At 65.8% G+C, this 18,950-nt stretch carries 21 protein-coding genes; 12 read left to right on the forward strand and 9 right to left on the reverse strand.

Features of this window, described 5'->3' with window-relative positions; genetic code table 11:
* Positions 1-20: 20 nt before the first annotated feature.
* Together ASG11_RS13140 and ASG11_RS13145 are read right to left on the reverse strand one after the other, a co-directional pair.
* Complete coding sequence (locus ASG11_RS13140; RefSeq protein WP_055780946.1) at positions 21-1,994, reverse strand: autotransporter assembly complex protein TamA; 1,974 nt, start codon at positions 1,992-1,994, stop codon at positions 21-23.
* Between the two features lie 68 nt (positions 1,995-2,062).
* Positions 2,063-2,275 carry a hypothetical protein gene (locus ASG11_RS13145; protein WP_055782652.1) on the reverse strand — a complete coding sequence of 71 codons (213 nt, stop codon included), beginning with the start codon at positions 2,273-2,275 and terminating at the stop codon, positions 2,063-2,065.
* A 166-nt stretch (positions 2,276-2,441) separates the two neighbouring features.
* Here ASG11_RS13145 and ASG11_RS13150 point away from each other — a divergent pair, with 166 nt between their 5' ends.
* Positions 2,442-2,630 carry a hypothetical protein gene (locus ASG11_RS13150; protein ID WP_055782656.1) on the forward strand — a complete coding sequence of 63 codons (189 nt, stop codon included), beginning with the start codon at positions 2,442-2,444 and terminating at the stop codon, positions 2,628-2,630.
* A gap of 38 nt (positions 2,631-2,668) precedes the next feature.
* Here the strand turns inward: ASG11_RS13150 and ASG11_RS13155 are convergent, their stop codons facing one another.
* The gene (locus ASG11_RS13155; protein WP_055780950.1) at positions 2,669-3,304 is read right to left on the reverse strand and encodes a S24 family peptidase; all 636 of its coding nucleotides are present in this window, start codon (positions 3,302-3,304) and stop codon (positions 2,669-2,671) included.
* Between the two features lie 96 nt (positions 3,305-3,400).
* Between ASG11_RS13155 and ASG11_RS13160 the strand changes: the two genes are divergently transcribed.
* Positions 3,401-3,580 (forward strand): hypothetical protein, encoded by a 180-nt coding sequence (locus ASG11_RS13160; protein WP_055780953.1) that lies wholly within the window; start codon positions 3,401-3,403, stop codon positions 3,578-3,580.
* On the forward strand, positions 3,577-3,897 hold the full coding sequence (locus ASG11_RS13165; protein ID WP_236697519.1) for a hypothetical protein: 321 nt from the start codon (positions 3,577-3,579) through the stop codon (positions 3,895-3,897). The genes ASG11_RS13160 and ASG11_RS13165 overlap by 4 nt, the downstream gene beginning before the upstream one ends.
* A 117-nt stretch (positions 3,898-4,014) precedes the next feature.
* Here ASG11_RS13165 and ASG11_RS13170 read toward each other — a convergent pair whose 3' ends face one another.
* The 4 genes from ASG11_RS13170 to ASG11_RS13185 are packed head-to-tail and all read right to left on the reverse strand — an operon-like array spanning position 4,015 to position 6,741.
* Positions 4,015-4,887 carry a hypothetical protein gene (locus ASG11_RS13170; RefSeq protein ID WP_055780956.1) on the reverse strand — a complete coding sequence of 291 codons (873 nt, stop codon included), beginning with the start codon at positions 4,885-4,887 and terminating at the stop codon, positions 4,015-4,017.
* The gene (locus ASG11_RS13175; protein WP_055780957.1) at positions 4,857-6,098 is read right to left on the reverse strand and encodes a TIGR04063 family PEP-CTERM/XrtA system glycosyltransferase; all 1,242 of its coding nucleotides are present in this window, start codon (positions 6,096-6,098) and stop codon (positions 4,857-4,859) included. Before ASG11_RS13175 ends, ASG11_RS13170 begins: the two co-directional genes overlap by 31 nt.
* Before the next feature lie 53 nt (positions 6,099-6,151).
* The gene (locus ASG11_RS13180; RefSeq protein WP_055780960.1) at positions 6,152-6,454 is read right to left on the reverse strand and encodes a HigA family addiction module antitoxin; all 303 of its coding nucleotides are present in this window, start codon (positions 6,452-6,454) and stop codon (positions 6,152-6,154) included.
* On the reverse strand, positions 6,454-6,741 hold the full coding sequence (locus ASG11_RS13185; protein ID WP_055780963.1) for a type II toxin-antitoxin system RelE/ParE family toxin: 288 nt from the start codon (positions 6,739-6,741) through the stop codon (positions 6,454-6,456). Before ASG11_RS13185 ends, ASG11_RS13180 begins: the two co-directional genes overlap by 1 nt.
* A 221-nt stretch (positions 6,742-6,962) precedes the next feature.
* Between ASG11_RS13185 and ASG11_RS19020 the strand changes: the two genes are divergently transcribed.
* Genes ASG11_RS19020 through ASG11_RS13195 form a run of 3 tightly spaced genes read left to right on the forward strand, consistent with a single transcriptional unit; the run spans position 6,963 to position 9,569 of the window.
* Positions 6,963-7,109: a hypothetical protein gene (locus ASG11_RS19020; RefSeq protein WP_168371744.1), complete on the forward strand. Its 147-nt coding sequence runs from the start codon at positions 6,963-6,965 to the stop codon at positions 7,107-7,109.
* A complete protein-coding gene (locus ASG11_RS13190) occupies positions 7,102-8,484 on the forward strand; it encodes a putative O-glycosylation ligase, exosortase A system-associated (protein ID WP_055780966.1) in 1,383 nt (460 codons plus the stop codon). The genes ASG11_RS19020 and ASG11_RS13190 overlap by 8 nt, the downstream gene beginning before the upstream one ends.
* Complete coding sequence (locus ASG11_RS13195) at positions 8,481-9,569, forward strand: acyltransferase family protein (RefSeq protein ID WP_055780969.1); 1,089 nt, start codon at positions 8,481-8,483, stop codon at positions 9,567-9,569. Before ASG11_RS13190 ends, ASG11_RS13195 begins: the two co-directional genes overlap by 4 nt.
* A gap of 8 nt (positions 9,570-9,577) precedes the next feature.
* Here the strand turns inward: ASG11_RS13195 and ASG11_RS13200 are convergent, their stop codons facing one another.
* Positions 9,578-10,129 (reverse strand): type 1 glutamine amidotransferase domain-containing protein, encoded by a 552-nt coding sequence (locus ASG11_RS13200; RefSeq protein WP_055780972.1) that lies wholly within the window; start codon positions 10,127-10,129, stop codon positions 9,578-9,580.
* A gap of 111 nt (positions 10,130-10,240) precedes the next feature.
* Between ASG11_RS13200 and ASG11_RS13205 the strand changes: the two genes are divergently transcribed.
* From ASG11_RS13205 to ASG11_RS13225, 5 genes are all read left to right on the forward strand, one after another.
* Positions 10,241-11,242 carry a DNA topoisomerase IB gene (locus tag ASG11_RS13205; RefSeq protein ID WP_055780975.1) on the forward strand — a complete coding sequence of 334 codons (1,002 nt, stop codon included), beginning with the start codon at positions 10,241-10,243 and terminating at the stop codon, positions 11,240-11,242.
* A gap of 8 nt (positions 11,243-11,250) precedes the next feature.
* Entirely contained in the window at positions 11,251-12,477 is a 1,227-nt protein-coding gene (locus ASG11_RS13210; protein ID WP_055780978.1) for a mechanosensitive ion channel family protein, read from the forward strand.
* Positions 12,478-12,875: 398 nt separating this feature from the next.
* Positions 12,876-13,310, forward strand: coding sequence for a MaoC family dehydratase (locus tag ASG11_RS13215; protein WP_055782662.1), 435 nt, complete (start codon positions 12,876-12,878; stop codon positions 13,308-13,310).
* A gap of 132 nt (positions 13,311-13,442) precedes the next feature.
* A complete protein-coding gene (locus ASG11_RS13220) occupies positions 13,443-14,621 on the forward strand; it encodes an acetyl-CoA C-acyltransferase (protein ID WP_055780981.1) in 1,179 nt (392 codons plus the stop codon).
* A gap of 385 nt (positions 14,622-15,006) precedes the next feature.
* A complete protein-coding gene (locus ASG11_RS13225; RefSeq protein ID WP_055782665.1) occupies positions 15,007-15,483 on the forward strand; it encodes a pyridoxamine 5'-phosphate oxidase family protein in 477 nt (158 codons plus the stop codon).
* Positions 15,484-15,668: 185 nt separating this feature from the next.
* On the opposite strand, the gene ASG11_RS13230 is transcribed toward ASG11_RS13225, so the two are convergent.
* Entirely contained in the window at positions 15,669-16,916 is a 1,248-nt protein-coding gene (locus tag ASG11_RS13230) for a polyhydroxyalkanoate depolymerase (protein ID WP_055780984.1), read from the reverse strand.
* Between the two features lie 155 nt (positions 16,917-17,071).
* Between ASG11_RS13230 and ASG11_RS13235 the strand changes: the two genes are divergently transcribed.
* Complete coding sequence (locus ASG11_RS13235) at positions 17,072-18,868, forward strand: ABC transporter transmembrane domain-containing protein (RefSeq protein WP_236697561.1); 1,797 nt, start codon at positions 17,072-17,074, stop codon at positions 18,866-18,868.
* Positions 18,869-18,950: the final 82 nt, after the last annotated feature.

Below are 18,950 nucleotides of genomic sequence, written 5' to 3' on the forward strand. Positions count from 1 at the left end.
CGTTTCAGGCGCGGCCTCGTTCAAAACGCCTGACCCAGCGACACGTAGACCGCGACGCGCGCATCGCCCGGCTGCGGGTTGAGCGGGGTGCCGACATCGACCCGGATCGGCCCGAAGTTCGAATAATAGCGCACGCCCAGCCCCGCGCCGAAGCGGAACTCGCTGAACTTGGGCAAGGGCGAGGTGTAGATGTTGCCGCCGTCGAGGAACGGTACGACGCCGAAATTGCCGAACGCCTTCACCCGCGCCTCGAGCGAGAATTCGGTCAGGCTGCGTCCGCCGACCGGATCATTGTTCGGGTCGCGCGGCCCGATATCCTGATAGCCGTAGCCGCGCACCGACGCGCCACCGCCGGCATAGAAACGCCGCGACGGCGCCACCGCGTCGCGCGGCGCGCCGACGATCGTGCCGAGCCGCACGCGCCCGGCGACGATCAGCGCCGGGGTGACCGATTTATAGGTGCTGGCGTCGACCTGCACGCGGGCATAGCCGAACACCTTGCCCTGCAACGACACTTCCGGCGACACCCGCCCGCCGAGCCGGAAACCGCGCGTCGGGTTGAGCAGGTCGTCCGACCCGTCATAGGTCAGGCTGGTTGGCAACGCGCCGATGAAGAAGGTCCGCCGACGCGGCTGGCCGGTATCGAGGATCACGTCGCGTTCGTCGGTCGCGACCAGCTCGGCCCCCAGCGACCAGGTCCAGGTCTTCTGGAAGAAGATGTTGGTCTGCCGCTCCAGCGTGCCGGACAGCGAAAAACTCGTCGCCTGATAGGCATCGCGCAGCAGGTTGGAGGCGACCGCCTGGAACGTCAGCACGCGATCGCGCGCGTGGAAATTGTTGCGCCGGAAGACGACGCTGCCGAGCTGTTCCTTGGTGCCGAGCACGCCCCGCAAGGTCAGCGCGCCTTCGGGCGGGAACAGGTTGCGGTGCGTCCAGCTGACCTCGGCACGCGCGCCTTCGCCGGTGCCGTAGCCGAGTTCGCCGGCGATGGTGTGCGGCGGGGCCGGTTCGACCGCGATGGCGATATCGACGACGCCCGGATCCGTCGCCTGTACCGGCTTGATATCGACGGTCGAGACGAGCCCGGTCTGGATCAGCGCGCGGCGCAGATCGGCGATCTGGACATCGCTGTATGGGTCGCCCGGCGCGAAGCGTGCGATGTCGGCCATGTGATCGGCATCGAACACCTTGTTGGGCGGGCTGGTGATCTTCCCGAAACGCTTCTCGCCGCCGGGCTTCACGGTCATGTCGAGCGTCGCGGTGCGCGTGGCGCGATCGACCACGATCTCGGGATCCCCGACCTGAGCGAAGGGAAAACCGTCCGCGCCGATCTTGCGCGTCAGGTTGGTCTGCCCGGCGACGATCGTGTCGGCATTGACCGGATCGTCGGGCTTGACCCCAAACGCGCTGCGCAGGTCGTCGCTTTTGGCCCCGGCCTCGGTCAGCCCGTTCAGCGTGACCCCGGCGAAGCGGTACAGCGTGCCCGGCTCGGCCTCCAGCGTGACCAGAGGCTTGCCGCCATGCGGCTCGATCCGGCTCGTCACGCGCGCATCGTAATAGCCCTCGCCGCGCAGCAGGCCGGTGAGCAGATCGACATCCTCGCTCGCGCGGCGATCAAGCTGGGCGGCGTTGGCGGGAGCGTTCGCATGCTGCTTCAGCGTCGAGAGCTCGTCGAACCGCTGGCGCAGCAGCGGGCTGGCCACCGCATCGATCCCGTTCACCGCATAGGAATAGCGTGCGTCACCGACCAGTTCGAGCGTCGCGGCGGGATCGGCCGGCTCGGGCGGCGCCTTGGCGAGATCGGGCCAATCCACGCCGAGATCGGGCAGTGGGGCCATCGGCGCATTGGGATCGAGCTGGGTCACATCCGGCGTACCCGGTGCCGGAACACCGGCCGGCGCGGCGACCTGCGCACGGGCCGCGGGGGCCGTGACGGCGAGGAGAACCACGGCGGCACCACACATCGCGCCATGCCGTCCGACCGGAAGAGACATTTACCCGCTCTAGCGGCACTCGCGCGCCAGCGACAGGCCCCCGCGGGCGAATTCTGGGCGGTGCCCGCTTAGTGGATCGTACCCACGGCACGATTGACCGACAGCAGCACGATCAGCCGCTCGATCTGGCGCCAGCGACAGAAATGCACGTGGTTGCCGACATCGCGGCTGCGGTCCGCACGAGCGGCCGCCTCGAACCCGGCATCGTCGCCGAAGGTCGACATCAGGTCCGCCGCGTCGAACACTTCGGCACGGTCGGCGAGGTACGGCAAATAAGACATCAGATTCCCCGGCATATCCAACGCACTAGGGTTGCATTGCCCGTGCCAGAAGCGCGCGGAGACCGCGCAGCGCGGCAGACGGTGGTAAACGATTTTCGCGATGCCGTTCCGCCGGTCCCGCCGCGGGACGCTGGCGTGCCGGCGCGGGACATGGCAGGAGGCATGGATGGCGAACCTGACCCCAAACACCCCCCCGAACCACCAGGCCGGCGGCTTCCTGATCGCGGTCGGCGCGATGCTCGGCGCGGGCATCGGGTTCCTGTACGGACAGGCGACGCCCGGCTTCCTGATCGGCTCCGGCGCCGGGATCGCGCTGGCCGTGGCGATCTGGCTAATCGATCGGCGGCGGGGCTGATCGTTCCTGCTCCCCCCCTGGAAGGGAGGGGAGTGAGGCTAACGCAACGCCCGCGAGAGCCACACCACCTTGCCGATCACCTCTACCTCGCCCGCGTCCCGCGTGGGGATCGCCGGATAGTCCGGATTGTCGCTGGCGATCGTCATCCGCCCGTCCGCCAGCGCCACACGCTTGACCATCAACGCACCGTCGAGCCGGATCACGTAGATCCCGCCGCGCGCGCCGACCCGGCGATCCGCCTCGTCGACCATGATCCGGTCGCCATGTTCGATCCCCGGGGCCATCGAATCGCCGGCCGCATCGATCATCGCGAGTTTCGTCGAGCGGATCCCGAGCCCCTCCAGCATCACGCGATCGAACGCTAGGGTCGCGGTCGCTCGCTCCGCCTCGACCAGTCGGCCCGGCCCGGCCGACGCCGCGATGTCGAGCATGCGCACGGCGATCGTCGGCGGCGGCGCGGCCCTGACCGGCCCACCCAACACCGACTCGTCCACGCGGAAATAGGCCGACAGCACCCGCCGGTCCTGCTCCGCCAGCACGCGCGGCGTACCGCGCCGCACGAATTGCTGAAGGTACGCATCGTTGCGCCGGAGCATGCGCGACAGCGCGGTGAAGCTCTCGCCGCCCCCCGTGACGAGATCCTCCAGAACCCGGCGCGGATCGGCTTGCTCCATTATCGAGCAATAGCCCTAGGAAATTTCCTAGACAAGTTGGAAAGTGGAGAACATTTCAGGAACAGAATCGAGACTCAGGGATGATGGAGATCGAAAATGTCTGTGCTGAGAAAGATCGAACGCTACCTGCGGACGAGCGATATGCCGGAAACGAAGTTCGGGCGCCTGGCGCTGAACGACCCTCGGCTGGTGCGCGATCTGCGCAACGGGCGCGAGCCGGGCGCGCGGGTGACGGCGCGGATCGAGGCGTTCCTCGCCCGTCGGGTGCAGCCATGAGCCGCGGCCCGGAAATCGGCGCGGCACTGGTCCGCACGCTCTACCGCGACTCGGTCACCAAGCGCTGCCCGCTGACGTTCGTCGCGTCGGACTGCGTCCGCTGGGCGAGCGCCACCTTCGTCGGTGCGCGGCATGCGATGACGTGGACCGCTTTGCCCTCCCCGGCGCTGGACGAATGGCTCGCGGATCTGCCGGACGCGGAGTTCGACCTGCGCGGTCACCTGCTCGCCGACATCGATGTCGTCGCGGTCACGCGGACGGCGACCAGCGTGGAGATCGAGATGGAGGCGCTGACGGTGGAGGCGCTGGACGTCTAGCGACGCCACTTCCGTTCGCCCTGAGCCTGTCGAAGGGCATGTTCGGGGCATGTGCTTCGACAGGCTCAGCACGAACGGAGGAAGAGGATTGAGCCGGCCTTGATCCAACGCGGATCTTTAGCGGGTCGCCAGCCGGCGCAAGGTCGTCAGCGCTTCCTGCAACGAATCGTGACGCGGCGGTACGATCGGGACGACGATTTCAGGCTCGCGCCGCGCGACGCTCTTCTCCAGCCGGTCGAGCAGCGAATGAATGCTGGCCGAGGCATCGAAGTCGGATCGCGCGGGTTTGGCGGGCGCGGGCTTCAGTTCGAACGTCTCGAACCGCTCGCTGGACGTGAAGGTCTGCGGGCGCTCGGGCTGGACCGACGGCGCGGCCGGCGGTGTCGGCCGGGGCGGCACGAACCACGCGATCGGCTCGTCGGGAATCGCCTGCGGGTCGAACGCGGCCAGCGGCTGATCGAGATCGACCGGGAGCGGCGCCTCGACCGGCGGCATGCGCACGGCCGGTGCGACGACCGGCGGCGCGGGGGCGAGCGCGGGCACCGCCTCTGCAAGCTCTTCGGCGGTGATATGCACCGGCGCGCGGACCTCGAGGAACGGCGTGCCGAGATCGCTGTTGGCGAACAGCGGCCGACGCGCCGGGGCGTCGGGATGCGCGTCGGCCCGGCGCAGGACGGGAATTTCGGCACTCTTCGACGCATCGGATCCGAGGATCGCGATCGATCGCGTGCCGATCAGCAGATACAGCGCGAACCACGCGATCAGCCCCACGCCACCGCCACCGATCAGCACGAGCAGCGCGCGCGCGGTGAGGCCGAGCGGCGGTTCGGCGGCCGGGATCACCGCCGCGATGCCGCTGTCGAGTACGAGATTGTCGAGGATGCCGCCGGGCAGCAGCGCGAAGACCAGCGCCGTGATCGTCGCCACGGTGCCCGCCGCCAACGGCGCGACGGGAAGGTTCAGGCGCTTGCGACGGGATATCTCGACCATGTCCCGTTAGATGCACCAGCTTCGGTAAGTTTTTGGTAAACGGGCGCATAACGGGCAACGTTAACGGACCAGTTGCGCTCGTCCTCGACGAACGCCCGCCCGCGTGTCCGCCGCGCCTCCCACAGGTGACGGTCGCCGAGCAGTTCGCCGAGCGCCCGCGCCATTGCCGCCGGATCGTTCGGGGCGAACAACGTGCCCGTCTCCCCGTCGCGAATCAGTTCGCGATGCCCGCCGACATCCGATGCCGCGACCAGCCGCCGCTGCGCCATCGCCTCCAGCGGTTTCAGCGGCGTGACCAGATCGGTGAGGCGCATCTGCTTGCGCGGATAGGCCAGCACGTCGATCAGGCTGTAATAGCGATCGACCTCGTGATGCGACACGCGCCCGACGAAGCGGATATGATCGGCGACCGGCGAGGCGGTGGCCTGTGCGCGCAACGCCGCTTCCATCGGTCCGCCGCCGACCAGCACGAGATGCGCGTTGGGCCGAGTCGCGACCAGCATCGGCATCGCGGCGATCAGATCGTCCAGCCCCTCATAATCGTAGAAGCTGCCGATGAAGCCGATTACGTCCTTGCCCGTCAGCCCGAGCGACAATGCGAGCGGCGCATCATATTCGAGCGGCGCGCCGAACATCTCCAGATCGACGCCGTTGGGCGACACCAGGATCTTCTCCGCCGGCACGCCCCGCTTGACGAGATCCTGGCGCAATCCGTCGCAGATCACCGCGACACCGTCCGCCTTGTTCACCGCCCAGGTCTCCAGCGCGCGGATCGCCTTGTATTTCAGTGACCCTTCCGTGCCCGTCCCGTTGCCGACCGCCGCATCCTCCCAAAAGGCGCGGATTTCGTAAAGCAACGGCAGGCCGTGCGTCTTCGCCACCTTCAGCGCAGCGAGCGCATCGAGCACCGGCGAATGCGCGTGCAGGATATCTGGCCGGAAGGTCTCGATCGCCGCCTCGATCCGCCGGGCGAACGCGGAAATCTCACGCAGCTCGCCGAACGGGCTCGGCCAGGGGCTCAGGGCGGGCGTGCGATGGAAATCGATCCCGTCGACCGTCTCCATCCCCGCATCGTGGCTCCCGTGCCGCGGCCCGGTGACGGCGGCGACCTGCCACCCCCGTCGCATCTGGCTCTTCAGGATCGCCCGGGTGCGGAAGGTGTAGCCGCTCTGCAGCGGCAGACCATGATCGAGAACGTGGAGGATGCGCATCGTGACCGCTCCCTGCCACGCCAGTGTTTAACGGCCCGTCAACCCGGCGAAGATCAGGCCGCCATGTTCAGACGCTTCACCACGATATCCTGTTGGTGCGCCCGCGCCTGGGCCAGATCGTAGGCCGTCTGCATCCGCATCAGCGTATCGGCACTGATGCCGAACGCCTTTTCGAACCGGATCGCCATGTCCGCGCTCAAATCCTGTCGGCCGTTCATCAACTTGCTCATCGTCGGGCGCGAGACGCCGAAATGCGCCGCCAGTTCGGTGACGTTCAGGCCGTGAGGTTCCACGATCTCGGTGCGCAGCCAGTCGCCTGGATGCGAGAGAAGCGAAGGGTGAAGCTTGAGCGCCATCAGTGATAATCCTCCAGATCGAGATCGACGATTGCATCCTCATCATCGACGCTGAACGTCATGCGCCAATTCTTGGACACGGTGAGCGCCCAGACGCCTGCCCGGTCGCCGGTCAACAGGTGCGCGCCATAGTTTGGTGGAACGCGTAACTCCTCGACCGCATCGATCGCGACCAGAAACGTCAGCATTTTCGCAATCCGTGCGACGAAGCGGGAATCGAGACCGCGAGATCGTCCGGTGAGGAAAAACTTCTCCAACTCCCTGTGACGGATCGAGGCGATTTCCATTGCGCCCGACTAATCGAAAAAGCGTAGCGCGTCAAGTTACGCTTAACGACTCCAGGCGCTTTGGCCGTGTTTAACGGGCCGTCAACCCGGTGCGCTTAAAACGACCCCAATAGCCGTCCGTGCTGAGCCTGTCGAAGTACCGCCCTTCTTCTCGACCGTCGAAAGAAGGGCAGTGCTTCGACAGGTTCAGCACGGACGGGATATGGGAATTTGGGCCGCTTATGATCGACAACCTCGCGCTTGCCATCAGCCACGGCCTGATGCTGCTGGCCGCGTGGCTGCTGCTCAAGCGGCCCGATCTCGACGACGATTCCGCGACCCCGCCCGCGCCGAAGCCGAAGCCGAAGAAGGGCGATCCGCGTGCGTGATCTCGTCTTCGTCGCGTTCCTGGCCGCGTTCTTCGCGTGCGGTTTCAAGCGGCCATTCATCTTCGTCCTGTCCTATGTCTATATCGACATCGTCAGCCCGCAACGCCTGACCTATGTGCTGCTCAACTCGGTGCCGATCTCGCTGATCGCGGTCGGCCTGGCGGTCGGCGGGTGGGTGCTGACGGACAAGAAGGCGGACAGCCGGGTCGCGCCGCGCCAGCTGCTGATCGTGCTGCTGCTGGTCTATTGCTACATCACCACGCTGACCGCCGATTTCCCGGTCGAGGCGCGCGACAAATGGGATTGGGTGTGGAAGGCCCTGGCCTTCGCCGCCTTCCTGCCGCTCACGCTGCGCACGCGGCTCAGGATCGAATCGCTGCTGCTGTTCATGATCCTCGCCGCGTCCTCGATCATCATGGTCGGCGGGATCAAGACGATCGCGTCCGGCGGCGGCGGATACGGCCAGCTCGACCTGATGGTCGCCAACAATTCCGGCCTGTACGAGGGCAGCACGATCAGCACCGTGGCGATCGCGATCATCCCGCTGATCCTGTGGTTCAGCCGATACGGCACGGTCTTCCCGCCCGACTGGAAGGTGAAAAGCTTCTGCTACGGCCTGGTCTTCGCCTGTCTGCTGATCCCGGTCGGCACCTCGACGCGTACCGGCCTGCTGTGCATCGGCCTGCTCGCGGTGCTGATGTTCCGCGATACGAAGCGCAAGCTGCTGTATCTCGGCGTGTTGGCGATGGCCGGCGTGGTGGCGGTGCCGTTCCTGCCCAGCACCTTCACCAACCGCATGAACACGATCCAGACCTACAAGGGCGACGAATCCGCCTCCACCCGCCTCGCGGTGTGGAAGTGGACTTGGGAGTATGCGCAGGATCACCCGCTGGGCGGCGGATTCGAGATGTATCGCCAGAACCAGATCCGCTACGACACCGACATGCTGGAGCGCGGCGACGACGGACAGCAGCGGATGGTCCACAAGGTGCTGGTCGACAAGGCGCGCGCGTTCCACAGCGCCTATTTCGAGACTTTGGGCGAACAGGGTTTCCCGGGACTGATCATGTGGCTGATGATCAACGTGATCGGCCTGTTCCGCATGGAGGTGATCCGCCGCCGCTACCGCAGGCCGGATGAGGGCAAGGAATGGGTCGCGCCGCTCGCCGGTGCGCTGCAGGCGGCGCAGCTCTGCTACCTGCTCGGCGCGACGTTCATCGCGATCGCGTTTCAGCCGTTCATCTACATGCTGCTCGGCGCGCAGATCGGGCTCGACACGTATCTGGCCCGCAAGCGCAAGGAGACGAGCTTCCGCCCGATGCGCAAGGCCCGCCGCCCCATGCCGGAAGCTGCGCCGGAAGCGGTGCCGGCGTGAGTGGCAAGCCCGAACTCCGCGCGCTGACCAGCGTGCGCGGCATCGCGGCGTGGTTCGTCGTACTCTATCACATTCGCCTGTCGGTGGCCGGATTGCCGGCGGCGTGGGTCGCCGTATTCGCCAAGGGCTATCTCGCGGTCGACTTCTTCTTCCTGCTCTCGGGCTTCGTCATCTGGCTCAGCTGGAACGAGAAGCTGCGCGCCGGCGGATTTTCCGCCGTGCCGGGGTTCCTGCGCAAGCGGATCGCGCGGATCTGGCCGCTGCATCTGTTCGTCCTCGGCGGCACGGTCGCGCTCGCCCTGCTGCTGCTCGCCACCGGGCGGCACGACGCCGCGAAATATCCGTTCGATCTGCTGCCGCTGCACGTGCTGTTGCTGCAGAACTGGGGCTTCACCGATCGGCTGGCGTGGAACGACCCGAGCTGGTCGATCAGTGCCGAACTCGGCGCGTATCTGCTGTTTCCGTGGCTGACGCTGGCGATCGACTGGCGCCGCGTGCCGAGCTGGGCGATCGTGATCGCGCTGGTCGCCTTGGCGCTTATCCTCGATGCGGTGTTCGCGAGGTCAGGTCAGGCATCGCTCGGCTATGACATCGCCCGCTTCGGCCTGATCCGCTGCCTGATCGAATTCGCTGCCGGGACCGCGATCTGCGCCCTGTGGTTGCGCTTCAGGGACCGCCCTGCCCGTCCGGCCGCACTGTCCGCCGCGGTCGCCGTCATCCTGGCGTTATCGTGGGATACGGTCCTGCCCGAACCGCTCGCCGTACCGCTGCTGTTCGGAGCGCTCTTGCTGGCGCTTGCCCTAACGTCGGGCATGCGGCGCAATCCGCTGGATACGCTCGCGCTCCACTACCTCGGCGAGATTTCGTACGCGACCTATCTCGGCCATTTCATGCTGTTCGTCGCGTTCAAGCTTGTGCTGGTGGACGACGCGCACGCCATCCACCCGCTGCTTATCGCGTTGTACTTGGCGCTCGTCCTCGGCAGTTCGATCGCGCTCTACCATCTCGTCGAACGCCCGGCGCAACGCTGGATCAACGGCCTCGACCTGCGCATCCGCAAGCCGAGGCCGTCCCTGACCCGTTAAGCCACCGGTTAGGCGGCGACCGGTTCCGTCTGCAAGGCGGCGATCAGGGCCTTGCTGAACGCCGGGATATCGTCGGGCTTGCGACTGGTGATGAACTGGCCGTCGGTCACGACCTCCTCGTCCACCACGTCCGCGCCGGCATTGGCCAGATCGGTGCGCACCGATGGCCAGCTCGTCATGCGCACGCCGTCCACCACGTCCGCCTCGATCAGCAGCCACGGCGCGTGGCAGATCGCCGCCACCGTCTTCCCGTCGTCGACGAACTCCTGCACGATCTCCACCGCGCGCTCCTCCATGCGCAGCGCATCGGGGTTGGCGACGCCGCCGGGCAGCAGCAGCGCGGTGTAATCGTCGCTGTCGACGTCATCCAGCGTCAGGTCGGGCGTGATCGTATTGCCCTTCTCGTCATGCTGCATGCCCTGGATCGGATCGGTCTTGATCGACGCCAGGGTCACCTTCACGCCGGCATCGAGCAATGCCTGGCGCGGATCGAACAATTCCGCCTGCTCGAAGCCGTCGGTGGCGAGGATCAGGACGTGCGCTTGCGAAGAATCGGCCATGAAACGAGTTCCTTATGCGTGGGAGAGAGCAGCCCGAACCCACGCCGCGCCGCCCTGTTCCGGAACGAAGCGACGAGCCGCGCATTTTCAGGGGTCTGACGAGGACGCCTGATGAAGATCATCTACCACGACGATTCCGACCCCGGCATCACGCGCAAGAAGATGTCCCATGGCTGGGGCTATTTCAGCCCCAACGGCGACCGCATCACCGATCGCGACGAGATCGACCGGCTGAATGCGATCGGCCTGCCACCGGCCTATCGCGACGCGTGGTTCTGCCCCAAGCCGAACGGCCATATCCAGGCGGTCGGCTGGGACGAGAAGGGCCGCAAGCAATATCGCTACCACCTGCAATTCCGCGAGAGGCAGGAAACCGCGAAATACGATCTGTGCGCCGCGTTCGGCCGCGATCTGCCGAAGCTGCGCGCCCGGGTGGACAAGGATCTCAAGCGGCGCGGGCTCGGCAAGGATGCCGCGGTCGCCGCGATCGTCCGCCTGCTCGATCTCGGCCATGTCCGCATCGGCAACGAGGGCTATGTCAAGGAGAACAAGTCCTACGGCGCGACCACGCTGCGCAAGCGCCACGCCAAGCTCAGCGGCCAGACGCTGAAGCTTCAGTACAAGGCGAAATCCGGCAAATTGCGCATGCTGACGATCACCGACGGATCGCTCAGCCGCTTCGTCAAGAAATGCTCCGACCTCAACTGCCAGCACCTGTTCAGCTGGGTGGACGCGGACGGCGGGTGCCACCCGGTCACCTCTTCCGACGTCAACGAATATATCCGGGAGGCGATGGGCGACGATTACACCGCCAAGCATTTCCGCACCTGGAGCGCGAGCGCCATCGCGTTCGAGGCGATCGCAACGGCGGATCACGATCTCGGCCTGAAATCGATGCTCGAACCCGTCACCGAGGCGCTGGGCAACACCCCGGCGATCGCGCGCAAATCCTATGTTCATCCCGCGCTCATCGCACTCGTGAAACAAGGGCAGACCAAATTCCGCCAGGGTCTGACGCTACCGCGCAAGACCCAATATCTGTCGCGGGCCGAACGAGGGCTGATCGCTTTCCTCGACCATGCTAAGCCGGGGCACACCGCCAAGGCCGCCTGAGAGTTCGAATGACCAACAAAACGGCCGCCGAGCCGATCATCCCCGCCGCCGATCTCGGCACGCAGGCGCAGAGCCTGTTCCATGTCAGCTACGCCTGGATGCACACGCACTGGCTGCAGATCATCATCGCCGGCGCGATCGGCACCGGCATTTTCCTCGCGCTCCACGCCGGGCGCAAGCTCGGCGACCGCCTGTGCCGGGACAGCGCGAGTCCGGCGGGATGGGGCACCGTGTTCGGCCGCGCGATCTCGCGCACCGGCAATTTCTTCATGCTGATGGTCGCGATCAAGCTGGTGGCGGGTTATGCCGGCGCGCCGGCGCAGGTCGCCACCACGATCACCTTCCTGTTCACCATCGCCGCCGTCTTCCAGGCGGCGATCTGGGCGCGCGAGATCATCCTCGGCGCGATCGAACATCGCACGATGTCGGAAAACTATTCCGGCGAGGCGCTGGGCAGCGCGATGGGCATCATCCGCCTGCTCGTTACCTTCGCCTTGTTCGCGATCGCGCTGATCGTCGTGCTCGACAATCTCGGTGTGAACGTGACGGGCCTCGTCGCCGGGCTCGGCGTCGGCGGCATCGCGATCGGTCTCGCCGCCAAGGGCATCTTCGACGATCTGTTCGCCGCGCTGGCGATCATCTTCGACCGGCCGTTCCGGCGCGGCGACGCGATCACCTTCGGTTCGTCGGCCGGTTCGGTCGAAGCGATCGGCCTAAAATCGACCCGCATCCGCGCGACGAACGGCGAAGAGTTGATCATCGCCAACAAGAACCTGCTCGACAAAGAGATCATGAACAACACGCGGCGCAACTATCGCCGCATCAAGTTCACGCTCGGCCTCGTCCAGTGGACCCCGGTCGAGGTGATGGACCGCGTCCATGACATCCTGAAGGAGGAGATCGAACGCTGCGGCCTGAAGTTCGTACGCGCGGGCTTCTTCCAGTTCGGCGCGAGCAGCTACGATTTCGACGTCGAGTTCGATTCGGAGAATGCCGCATTCCAGGATTTCTTCGATGCGCGCCACACGGTCGGTCTGGCGATCATCCGCCGCTTCAACGCGGAAGGAATCGAGTTCGCCTATCCCACCCAGACCGCGTTTACCGCCGCGCCCGACGGCCGCATGATCCTGCCATATGAGAGCCACGCGCCGGCGCAGCCGGAAAGGCCCCGCAACGACGGGCCTCCGCCTGCCCCGCGCGAGAAGTCGACCGACCGCTCCGCGGTGGACGGATGATCTGAACGCCAGAATTTTTCACGCTAAGGCGCGAAGACGCGAAGACGCGAAGAAATCGGTTCGCGAAGCCGCGAAGAATACGGAAACAAGGTCAGGCTGCACGAGGGACATTCGAGCTCTCGCGCGAGCGGACCACTCTTGCGCTTCGCGCCTTCGCGCCTTCACGCCTTCGCGTGAAACCCACTTCCTCCTTTGTGTCCTCTGCAGCACCACGCAATAATTTTTCCGCGATTCCCGGAACTTTTTGAATGTCGGGTTCGCTATCCTCCCCCTACGGAAAGCGTCCACTTCCAGCATCGGGTCGGTTGCAGGCTTGCGTCGCGCCGGCCGTGGTGCCATTTGCGCAGCGCAACATCTTTTCGAGGAAGCGCACCGTGACGACGATCACCGCACAGGAAATGGCCGGCCGCATCGGCAAGGAAAGCGTCTCCGAATGGGTCGAAGTGAGCCAGGAGATGATCGACAAGTTCGCCGAGGCGACCGGCGATCACCAGTTCATCCACGTCAATCCGGCAATGGCCGCGATGACCCCGTTTGGCGGCACGATCGCGCACGGTTTCCTCACGCTCTCGCTGATGCCGCTATTGTCGTCCAAGATCATCGATCCGGTGACGATCGATGGCGTCAAGATGGGCGTGAATTACGGCGGCAACAAAGTTCGCTTCCTCACCCCGGTCCGCTCGGGCAGCAAGGTTCGCGGCCGTTTCAAGCTGCTGTCGTTCGACGAGAAGAAGCCCGGCCAGTGGCAGCAGACCAACGAATTCTCGGTCGAGATCGAAGGTGCCGAAAAGCCCGCGATGATCGCCGAATGGATCAGCCAGATTTTCGTCTGAGCTTATTAAAGCCCCTCCCCTTCAGGGGAGGGGTCGGGGTGGGGCCGTGCCGCAAGTAATTACGGTCGGCCGCATCCCACTCCCCCACCCCAGCCCTCCCCTGAAGGGGAGGGAGTAGTAAGGAAGTTCTCCATGCGTTCAGCCGTCATCGTCTCCACCGCCCGCACCCCGATCGGCCGTGCCTATCGCGGCGCGTTCAACAACACGCCCTCCCCGACGCTGGCGTCGCACGCGATCAAGGCCGCCGTCGAGCGCGCCGGGATCGAGGGTGGCGAAGTCGACGACGTCGTGTTCGGCTGCGCGCTGCAACAGGGCCATCAGGCCGGCAACATCGCGCGCACCTCGCTGCTGCGCGCCGGCCTGCCGGTCACGGTCAGCGGCATGTCGGTCGATCGGCAGTGCGCATCGGGCCTGATGGCGATCGCCACCGCCGCCAAGCAGATCGTCACCGACAATATGGACATCACCATCGGTGGCGGCGTGGAGAGCATCAGCCTCGTCCAGACCCCGCAGATGCGCGTCGCGCCCGATCCCGAGCTGATCGCGATGCACCGCGACGTCTACATGCCGATGTTGCAGACCGCCGAAGTCGTCGCCAAGCGCTACAATATCAGCCGCGACGTGATGGACGAATATGCGCTCCAGTCGCAGCAGCGCACCGCCGCCGCCCAGGCCGCCGGCTATTACGACAAGGAGATCGTGCCGGTCACCGCCAATATGGCGATCGTCGACAAGGAGACGAAGGCGGTCTCCTACAAGGAGGTTACCCTCGCCAAGGACGAAGGCAATCGCGCCGACACCACGCTGGAAGGCCTGAAGTCGCTCAAGCCCGTGATGGGCCCGGACTTCACGATCACCGCCGGCAATGCCAGCCAGCTGTCGGACGGGTCGTCGGCCAGCGTGCTGATGGAGGAGTCGGTCGCCTCGAAGCGTGGCCTGCAGCCGCTCGGCCGCTATATCGGCATGGCTGTCGGCGGCACCGAGCCGGACGAGATGGGCATCGGCCCGGTCGTCGCGATCCCGCTGCTGCTGAAGCGTTTCGGTCTCAAGATGGACGATATCGGCCTGTGGGAACTCAACGAGGCGTTCGCCGTGCAGGTCCTGTATTGCCGCGACAAGCTCGGTATCCCGGACGAGCTGCTCAACGTCTCGGGCGGCGCGATCTCGATCGGCCACCCTTACGGCATGACCGGCGCGCGCGCGACCGGCCACGCGCTGATCGAAGGCAAGCGTCGCGGCGCGAAGCATGTCGTCGTCACGATGTGCGTGGGCGGCGGCATGGGTGCGGCCGGTCTGTTCGAGGTGCTGTGAGGCATTCTTGAAATTTAACCCCGATACGATATGTATTGGGTAGGCGATGTCATAGGCGCCTTTCTGTGAGCCCCGGTTGTGTCAGCGACCGGGGCTCAAATGTTTCTGCGGCACCGACGTTTGGGGCGCAGCTGTCAGACCGCGCCCCGCCCGTGTGCCTCAATCCTTGCGCGACACTTCGATGATCTTCACGACCAGGGTCGCGAAGGCAAAGAGTACGCCCAGGATCAGGCACAGATCGGCAACCGTCATAGGTCATCCTTTCTGTTTGGCGGCAGGAACGCCGCCGCCCTCTTTTCTGCCGAGCGAACTGCGCTCGCGCAACTGGACGGAAACCCTTTGCCTCCGGCGCGTTACCCTCCCGAACCGATCGAGGAGCATGACGATGGCCGACACGAAAGAGATCAAGCAGACCCTGTGGGACAAGATGTCCGCCAGCCCGTTCGTCATGGTCGGCCTGACCGATGGCCAGCATAGCGAGCCGCTGACCGCACAGCTCGACAAGGATCAGGTCGACACGTTGTTCTTCTTCATCGGCAAGGACAATCGCCTCGCCGGCGGCGGCGATGCGATGGCGCAGTTCGTGTCGAAGGGCCACGATTTCTTCGCCTGCCTCAGCGGCACGGCGCGCATCGACAATGATTTCGCGATGGTCGATAAGCTCTGGAACAAGCAGGTCGAGGCCTGGTTTCCGGGCGGCAAGGACGATCCCAACCTCGCGCTGCTGCGCTTTGACATCGCCAGCGCGGAATTGTGGGAGGCCGACGTGTCGCTCACCGGCAAGCTGAAGATGCTGTTCGGTGGCACGATCAAGCCGAGCGAGGCGGGCAGCCACGCCAAGGTCGATACGACCGCGACGTAACCGCCCCCAATAACAACCCCAAACACAAGTACGTCACACCAGCGCAGGCTGGGGTCTCAAGCGTCGGGCGTCACGCCCACCCCGCGGAGACCCCAGCCTGCGCTGGGGTGACGACGTTTCCGGAGGTCACGACCTTCGAACGGGGAGCGGCCTCGCACTCAGGCGGCGAGCATACCCCCCACCCTTCAGGCAGCGTTATCCGCCATCCACTTGACCACCACTGGCGCGATCTTGTCGCGCCAGCGGCTGCCATTGAAGATGCCGTAATGGCCGGCCCCTTCGGCCATGTAATATTTCTTCTTCGCCGCCGGCAGCTTGGTGGCGATGGTAAGCGCCGCCTTGGTCTGGCCGAGACCCGAGATATCGTCCTTCTCGCCCTCGATCGCGAGGATGCCGATATCGGTGATCGCCGCCGGATCGACCGTGCGGCCGCGATGCTGCATCGTGCCCTTCGGCAGCGCATGATTCTGGAACACCACGTCGATCGTCTGCAGGTAGAACTCCGCCGTCATGTCGCAGACCGAGCGATATTCCTCGTAGAAATCCTTCGACAGATCGGCGCTGTCCTCGTCGCCCTGCACGAGGTGTTTGAACATCTCGTAATGCGACATCATGTGGTTGCCGAGATTCATCGACATGAAACCGGCCAGTTGCAGGAAGCCGGGATAGACCCGACGTCCGGCCCCCGGATAGGTCGCCGGGATCGTCGCGATCACGTTCTGCGAGAACCAGGAATGCGGCCGCTCGGTCGCCAGCGTGTTGACGGCGGTCGGCGCCTCGCGCGTATCCACCGGCCCGCCCATCATCGTCAGCGTCGCGGGGCGATGCGGATGCTTGTCCGCGCTCATCACGCAGGCGGCGGCGTAGCACGGCACCGACGGCTGGCAGACCGCCAGCATATGCGGGCGCTTGCCCTTCGCATCGCCGTCGCCGCCCTTGCCGATCGTGTCGAGGAACTCGATCACGTAATCGACATAATCGTCCAGGTCGAACGTCCCGTCCGACAGCGGCACCTGCTTCGCATCGCGCCAGTCGGTGATGTACACGTCCGCCACCGGCAGCATCCGCTCGACCGTCCCACGCAGCAGCGTCGCGTAATGGCCGGACATCGGCGCCACGATCAGCAGCTTCGGCCCGCCGGTCATGCCCTTACGCTTGAACCGCTTCAGTTGACCGAAAGGCTTGCGCAGCACGATCTCCTCCTCGACCGCGACCTCCTTGCCGTCGATGATCGTGCGGTTCAGCCCGAACGCCGGCTTGCCGCGCGGCGCGGCCGCATGCGCGAACACCTCCAGCGCGGAGGCCAGCACCGTTCCGCCGCCGAGATAAGAGAGCGGATTGGCCGGATTGCTCAGCCACCCCGCGCTGAAATCGGCCATGGCGCTGGCACCGGCCAGCATGGATTTCTGCATTTCGTAGGCGTTATACAGCATTGCATACCCAAACTTTGAAATTCGATCTTCTCGCACGTGCAGCAATACGCCTAACGGGCAAAGGTTACAATGACACAAAGGAGCAACACACCATGCGCTCCATGGCCCGTTGAGGGACCGCCCCCACCCTGCTAGCGCTGCGCGCGATGTCCGACATGCCCCCGATCCCGACTCCGCCAGCCTCGGCTCCGGCGGACCCCGCGCCGAAACGCCGTCTCGGCGATCTCGCGATGGTGTGGCGGCACGCGCGCCGATATCCGCGCCAGATCGCCACCGCCGGGCTCGCGTTGATCTTCACCTCGGCGGCGACGATCGGCATACCCTACGGCTTCAAGCGCGTGATCGATCGCGGCTTCGGCCCCGGCCAGGACGGGTCGGTCGATTCCTCGTTCCATTATCTGCTGATGATCGTCGTCGTCCTCGCGCTGGCGACGGCAGTGCGCTTCTATTACGTGTCGTGGCTGGGCGAGCGCGTCGTCGCGGACATCCGCACCTCGGTACAGGCGCACCTGCTGACGCTGACGCCGCGCTTCTTCGAGGAGAACCGCCCGTCGGAGATCGCATCGCGCCTCACCTCCGATACCACACTGATCGAACAGGTCGTCGGCACCACCGTCTCGGTCGCGCTGCGCAACAGCTTCACCGGCGTCGGCGGGCTGATCTACCTGTTTGCGATCTCGCCCAAGCTCGCCGGCATGCTGATGCTCGGCATCCCGGTCATCATCCTGCCGATGGCCCTGCTCGGCCGCCGCGTGCGCAACCAGTCGCGTCAGTCGCAGGACCGCGTCGCCGATGTCGGATCGATCGCGGTCGAGACGCTGGGCGCGATGAAGATCGTCCAGGCGTTCGGGCAGGAAAGTCGCGAGGCCAAGCGCTTCTCCGATGCGGTCGCCGCCACCTTCTCCGCCGCCCGCCGCCGCATCGCGCTGCGTGCCGTCATGACCGCGATCGTCATCGGCCTGATCTTCGGGTCGATAACGCTCGTATTGTGGGAAGGCGCGGTGGACGTCGCGGCGGGCCGGATTAGCGGCGGATCGATCGCCGCCTTCGTGCTCACCGGCGGGATCGTGGCCGGCGCATTCGGCGCGCTGACGGAAGTGTATGGCGACCTGCTGCGCGGCGCCGGTGCCGCCAGCCGCCTGGCGCAATTGCTCGCCGAACGGCCCGAGATCGCGCCGCCCGCGCATCCCGTCGCCATGCCCGATCCGCCACGCGGCAGCCTCACCTTCGATCATGTCGAATTCCTTTATCCCACGCGGCTCGACATGCCGGCGCTGCACGATTTCTCGCTCGACATCGCGCCGGGCGAGACGGTCGCGGTCGTCGGGCCCTCGGGTGCTGGCAAGACGACACTGTTCCAGCTGATCCAGCGGTTCTACGATCCCGCTGACGGCGAGATCCGCCTCGACGGCGTGGCGTTGCGCGATGCCGATCCGGCGGAGATCCGCCGCCGCATCGCGATGGTGCCGCAGGAGACCGTGATCTTCGGTGCCTCGGCGCGCGACAATCTGCGCTACGGCAAATGGGAGGCGGGCGACGACGAACTCTGGGCCGCCGCCGAGGCCGCCAACGCCGCCGAATTCCTGCGCAAACTGCCCGACGGCCTGGATACCTTCCTCGGCGAAGGCGGCGCACGCCTGTCCGGCGGCCAGCGCCAGCGCGTCGCCATCGCCCGCGCTCTGCTCCGCGATGCGCCGATCCTGCTGCTCGACGAAGCGACCAGCGCGCTCGACGCGGAGAGCGAACGCCTCGTGCAACAGGCGCTCGAACGGCTGATGTCGACCCGCACCACGATCGTCATCGCCCACCGCCTCGCCACCGTCCGCGCGGCGCAGCGCATCATCGTGATGAGCGACGGCCGCATCGTCGAAAGCGGCAATCATGCCAATCTGATCGGCCAGAACGGCCTCTACGCCCGTCTCGCCAGCCTGCAGTTCAACGAAGCCGCCTGACCTCCCCACCGCCCCACGTCATCCCCGCGAAGGCGGGGATCCCGCTTCTTCCCAACGCGGAGCAATCAAGAGGATTTGACTC

It is taken from the genome of Sphingomonas sp. Leaf357 (genome assembly GCF_001423845.1).
In the GTDB taxonomy this organism is placed as follows: domain Bacteria; phylum Pseudomonadota; class Alphaproteobacteria; order Sphingomonadales; family Sphingomonadaceae; genus Sphingomonas.

Bases quoted from the DNA above. Each gene is read 5' to 3' on its own strand.
- ASG11_RS13145 (WP_055782652.1), bottom strand. From the start codon at position 2,275: ATGTCTTATTTGCCGTACCTCGCCGACCGTGCCGAAGTGTTCGACGCG.
- ASG11_RS13210 (WP_055780978.1), top strand. From the start codon at position 11,251: ATGACCAACAAAACGGCCGCCGAGCCGATCATCCCCGCCGCCGATCTC.
- ASG11_RS13165 (WP_236697519.1), top strand. From the start codon at position 3,577: ATGAGCCGCGGCCCGGAAATCGGCGCGGCACTGGTCCGCACGCTCTAC.
- ASG11_RS19020 (WP_168371744.1), top strand. From the start codon at position 6,963: ATGATCGACAACCTCGCGCTTGCCATCAGCCACGGCCTGATGCTGCTG.
- ASG11_RS13175 (WP_055780957.1), bottom strand. From the start codon at position 6,098: ATGCGCATCCTCCACGTTCTCGATCATGGTCTGCCGCTGCAGAGCGGC.
- ASG11_RS13200 (WP_055780972.1), bottom strand. From the start codon at position 10,129: ATGGCCGATTCTTCGCAAGCGCACGTCCTGATCCTCGCCACCGACGGC.
- ASG11_RS13220 (WP_055780981.1), top strand. From the start codon at position 13,443: ATGCGTTCAGCCGTCATCGTCTCCACCGCCCGCACCCCGATCGGCCGT.
- ASG11_RS13155 (WP_055780950.1), bottom strand. From the start codon at position 3,304: ATGGAGCAAGCCGATCCGCGCCGGGTTCTGGAGGATCTCGTCACGGGG.
- ASG11_RS13205 (WP_055780975.1), top strand. From the start codon at position 10,241: ATGAAGATCATCTACCACGACGATTCCGACCCCGGCATCACGCGCAAG.
- ASG11_RS13235 (WP_236697561.1), top strand. From the start codon at position 17,072: ATGCCCCCGATCCCGACTCCGCCAGCCTCGGCTCCGGCGGACCCCGCG.
- ASG11_RS13160 (WP_055780953.1), top strand. From the start codon at position 3,401: ATGTCTGTGCTGAGAAAGATCGAACGCTACCTGCGGACGAGCGATATG.
- ASG11_RS13150 (WP_055782656.1), top strand. From the start codon at position 2,442: ATGGCGAACCTGACCCCAAACACCCCCCCGAACCACCAGGCCGGCGGC.
- ASG11_RS13170 (WP_055780956.1), bottom strand. From the start codon at position 4,887: ATGGTCGAGATATCCCGTCGCAAGCGCCTGAACCTTCCCGTCGCGCCG.
- ASG11_RS13180 (WP_055780960.1), bottom strand. From the start codon at position 6,454: ATGGCGCTCAAGCTTCACCCTTCGCTTCTCTCGCATCCAGGCGACTGG.
- ASG11_RS13230 (WP_055780984.1), bottom strand. From the start codon at position 16,916: ATGCTGTATAACGCCTACGAAATGCAGAAATCCATGCTGGCCGGTGCC.
- ASG11_RS13225 (WP_055782665.1), top strand. From the start codon at position 15,007: ATGGCCGACACGAAAGAGATCAAGCAGACCCTGTGGGACAAGATGTCC.
- ASG11_RS13215 (WP_055782662.1), top strand. From the start codon at position 12,876: ATGGCCGGCCGCATCGGCAAGGAAAGCGTCTCCGAATGGGTCGAAGTG.
- ASG11_RS13140 (WP_055780946.1), bottom strand. From the start codon at position 1,994: ATGTCTCTTCCGGTCGGACGGCATGGCGCGATGTGTGGTGCCGCCGTG.
- ASG11_RS13185 (WP_055780963.1), bottom strand. From the start codon at position 6,741: ATGGAAATCGCCTCGATCCGTCACAGGGAGTTGGAGAAGTTTTTCCTC.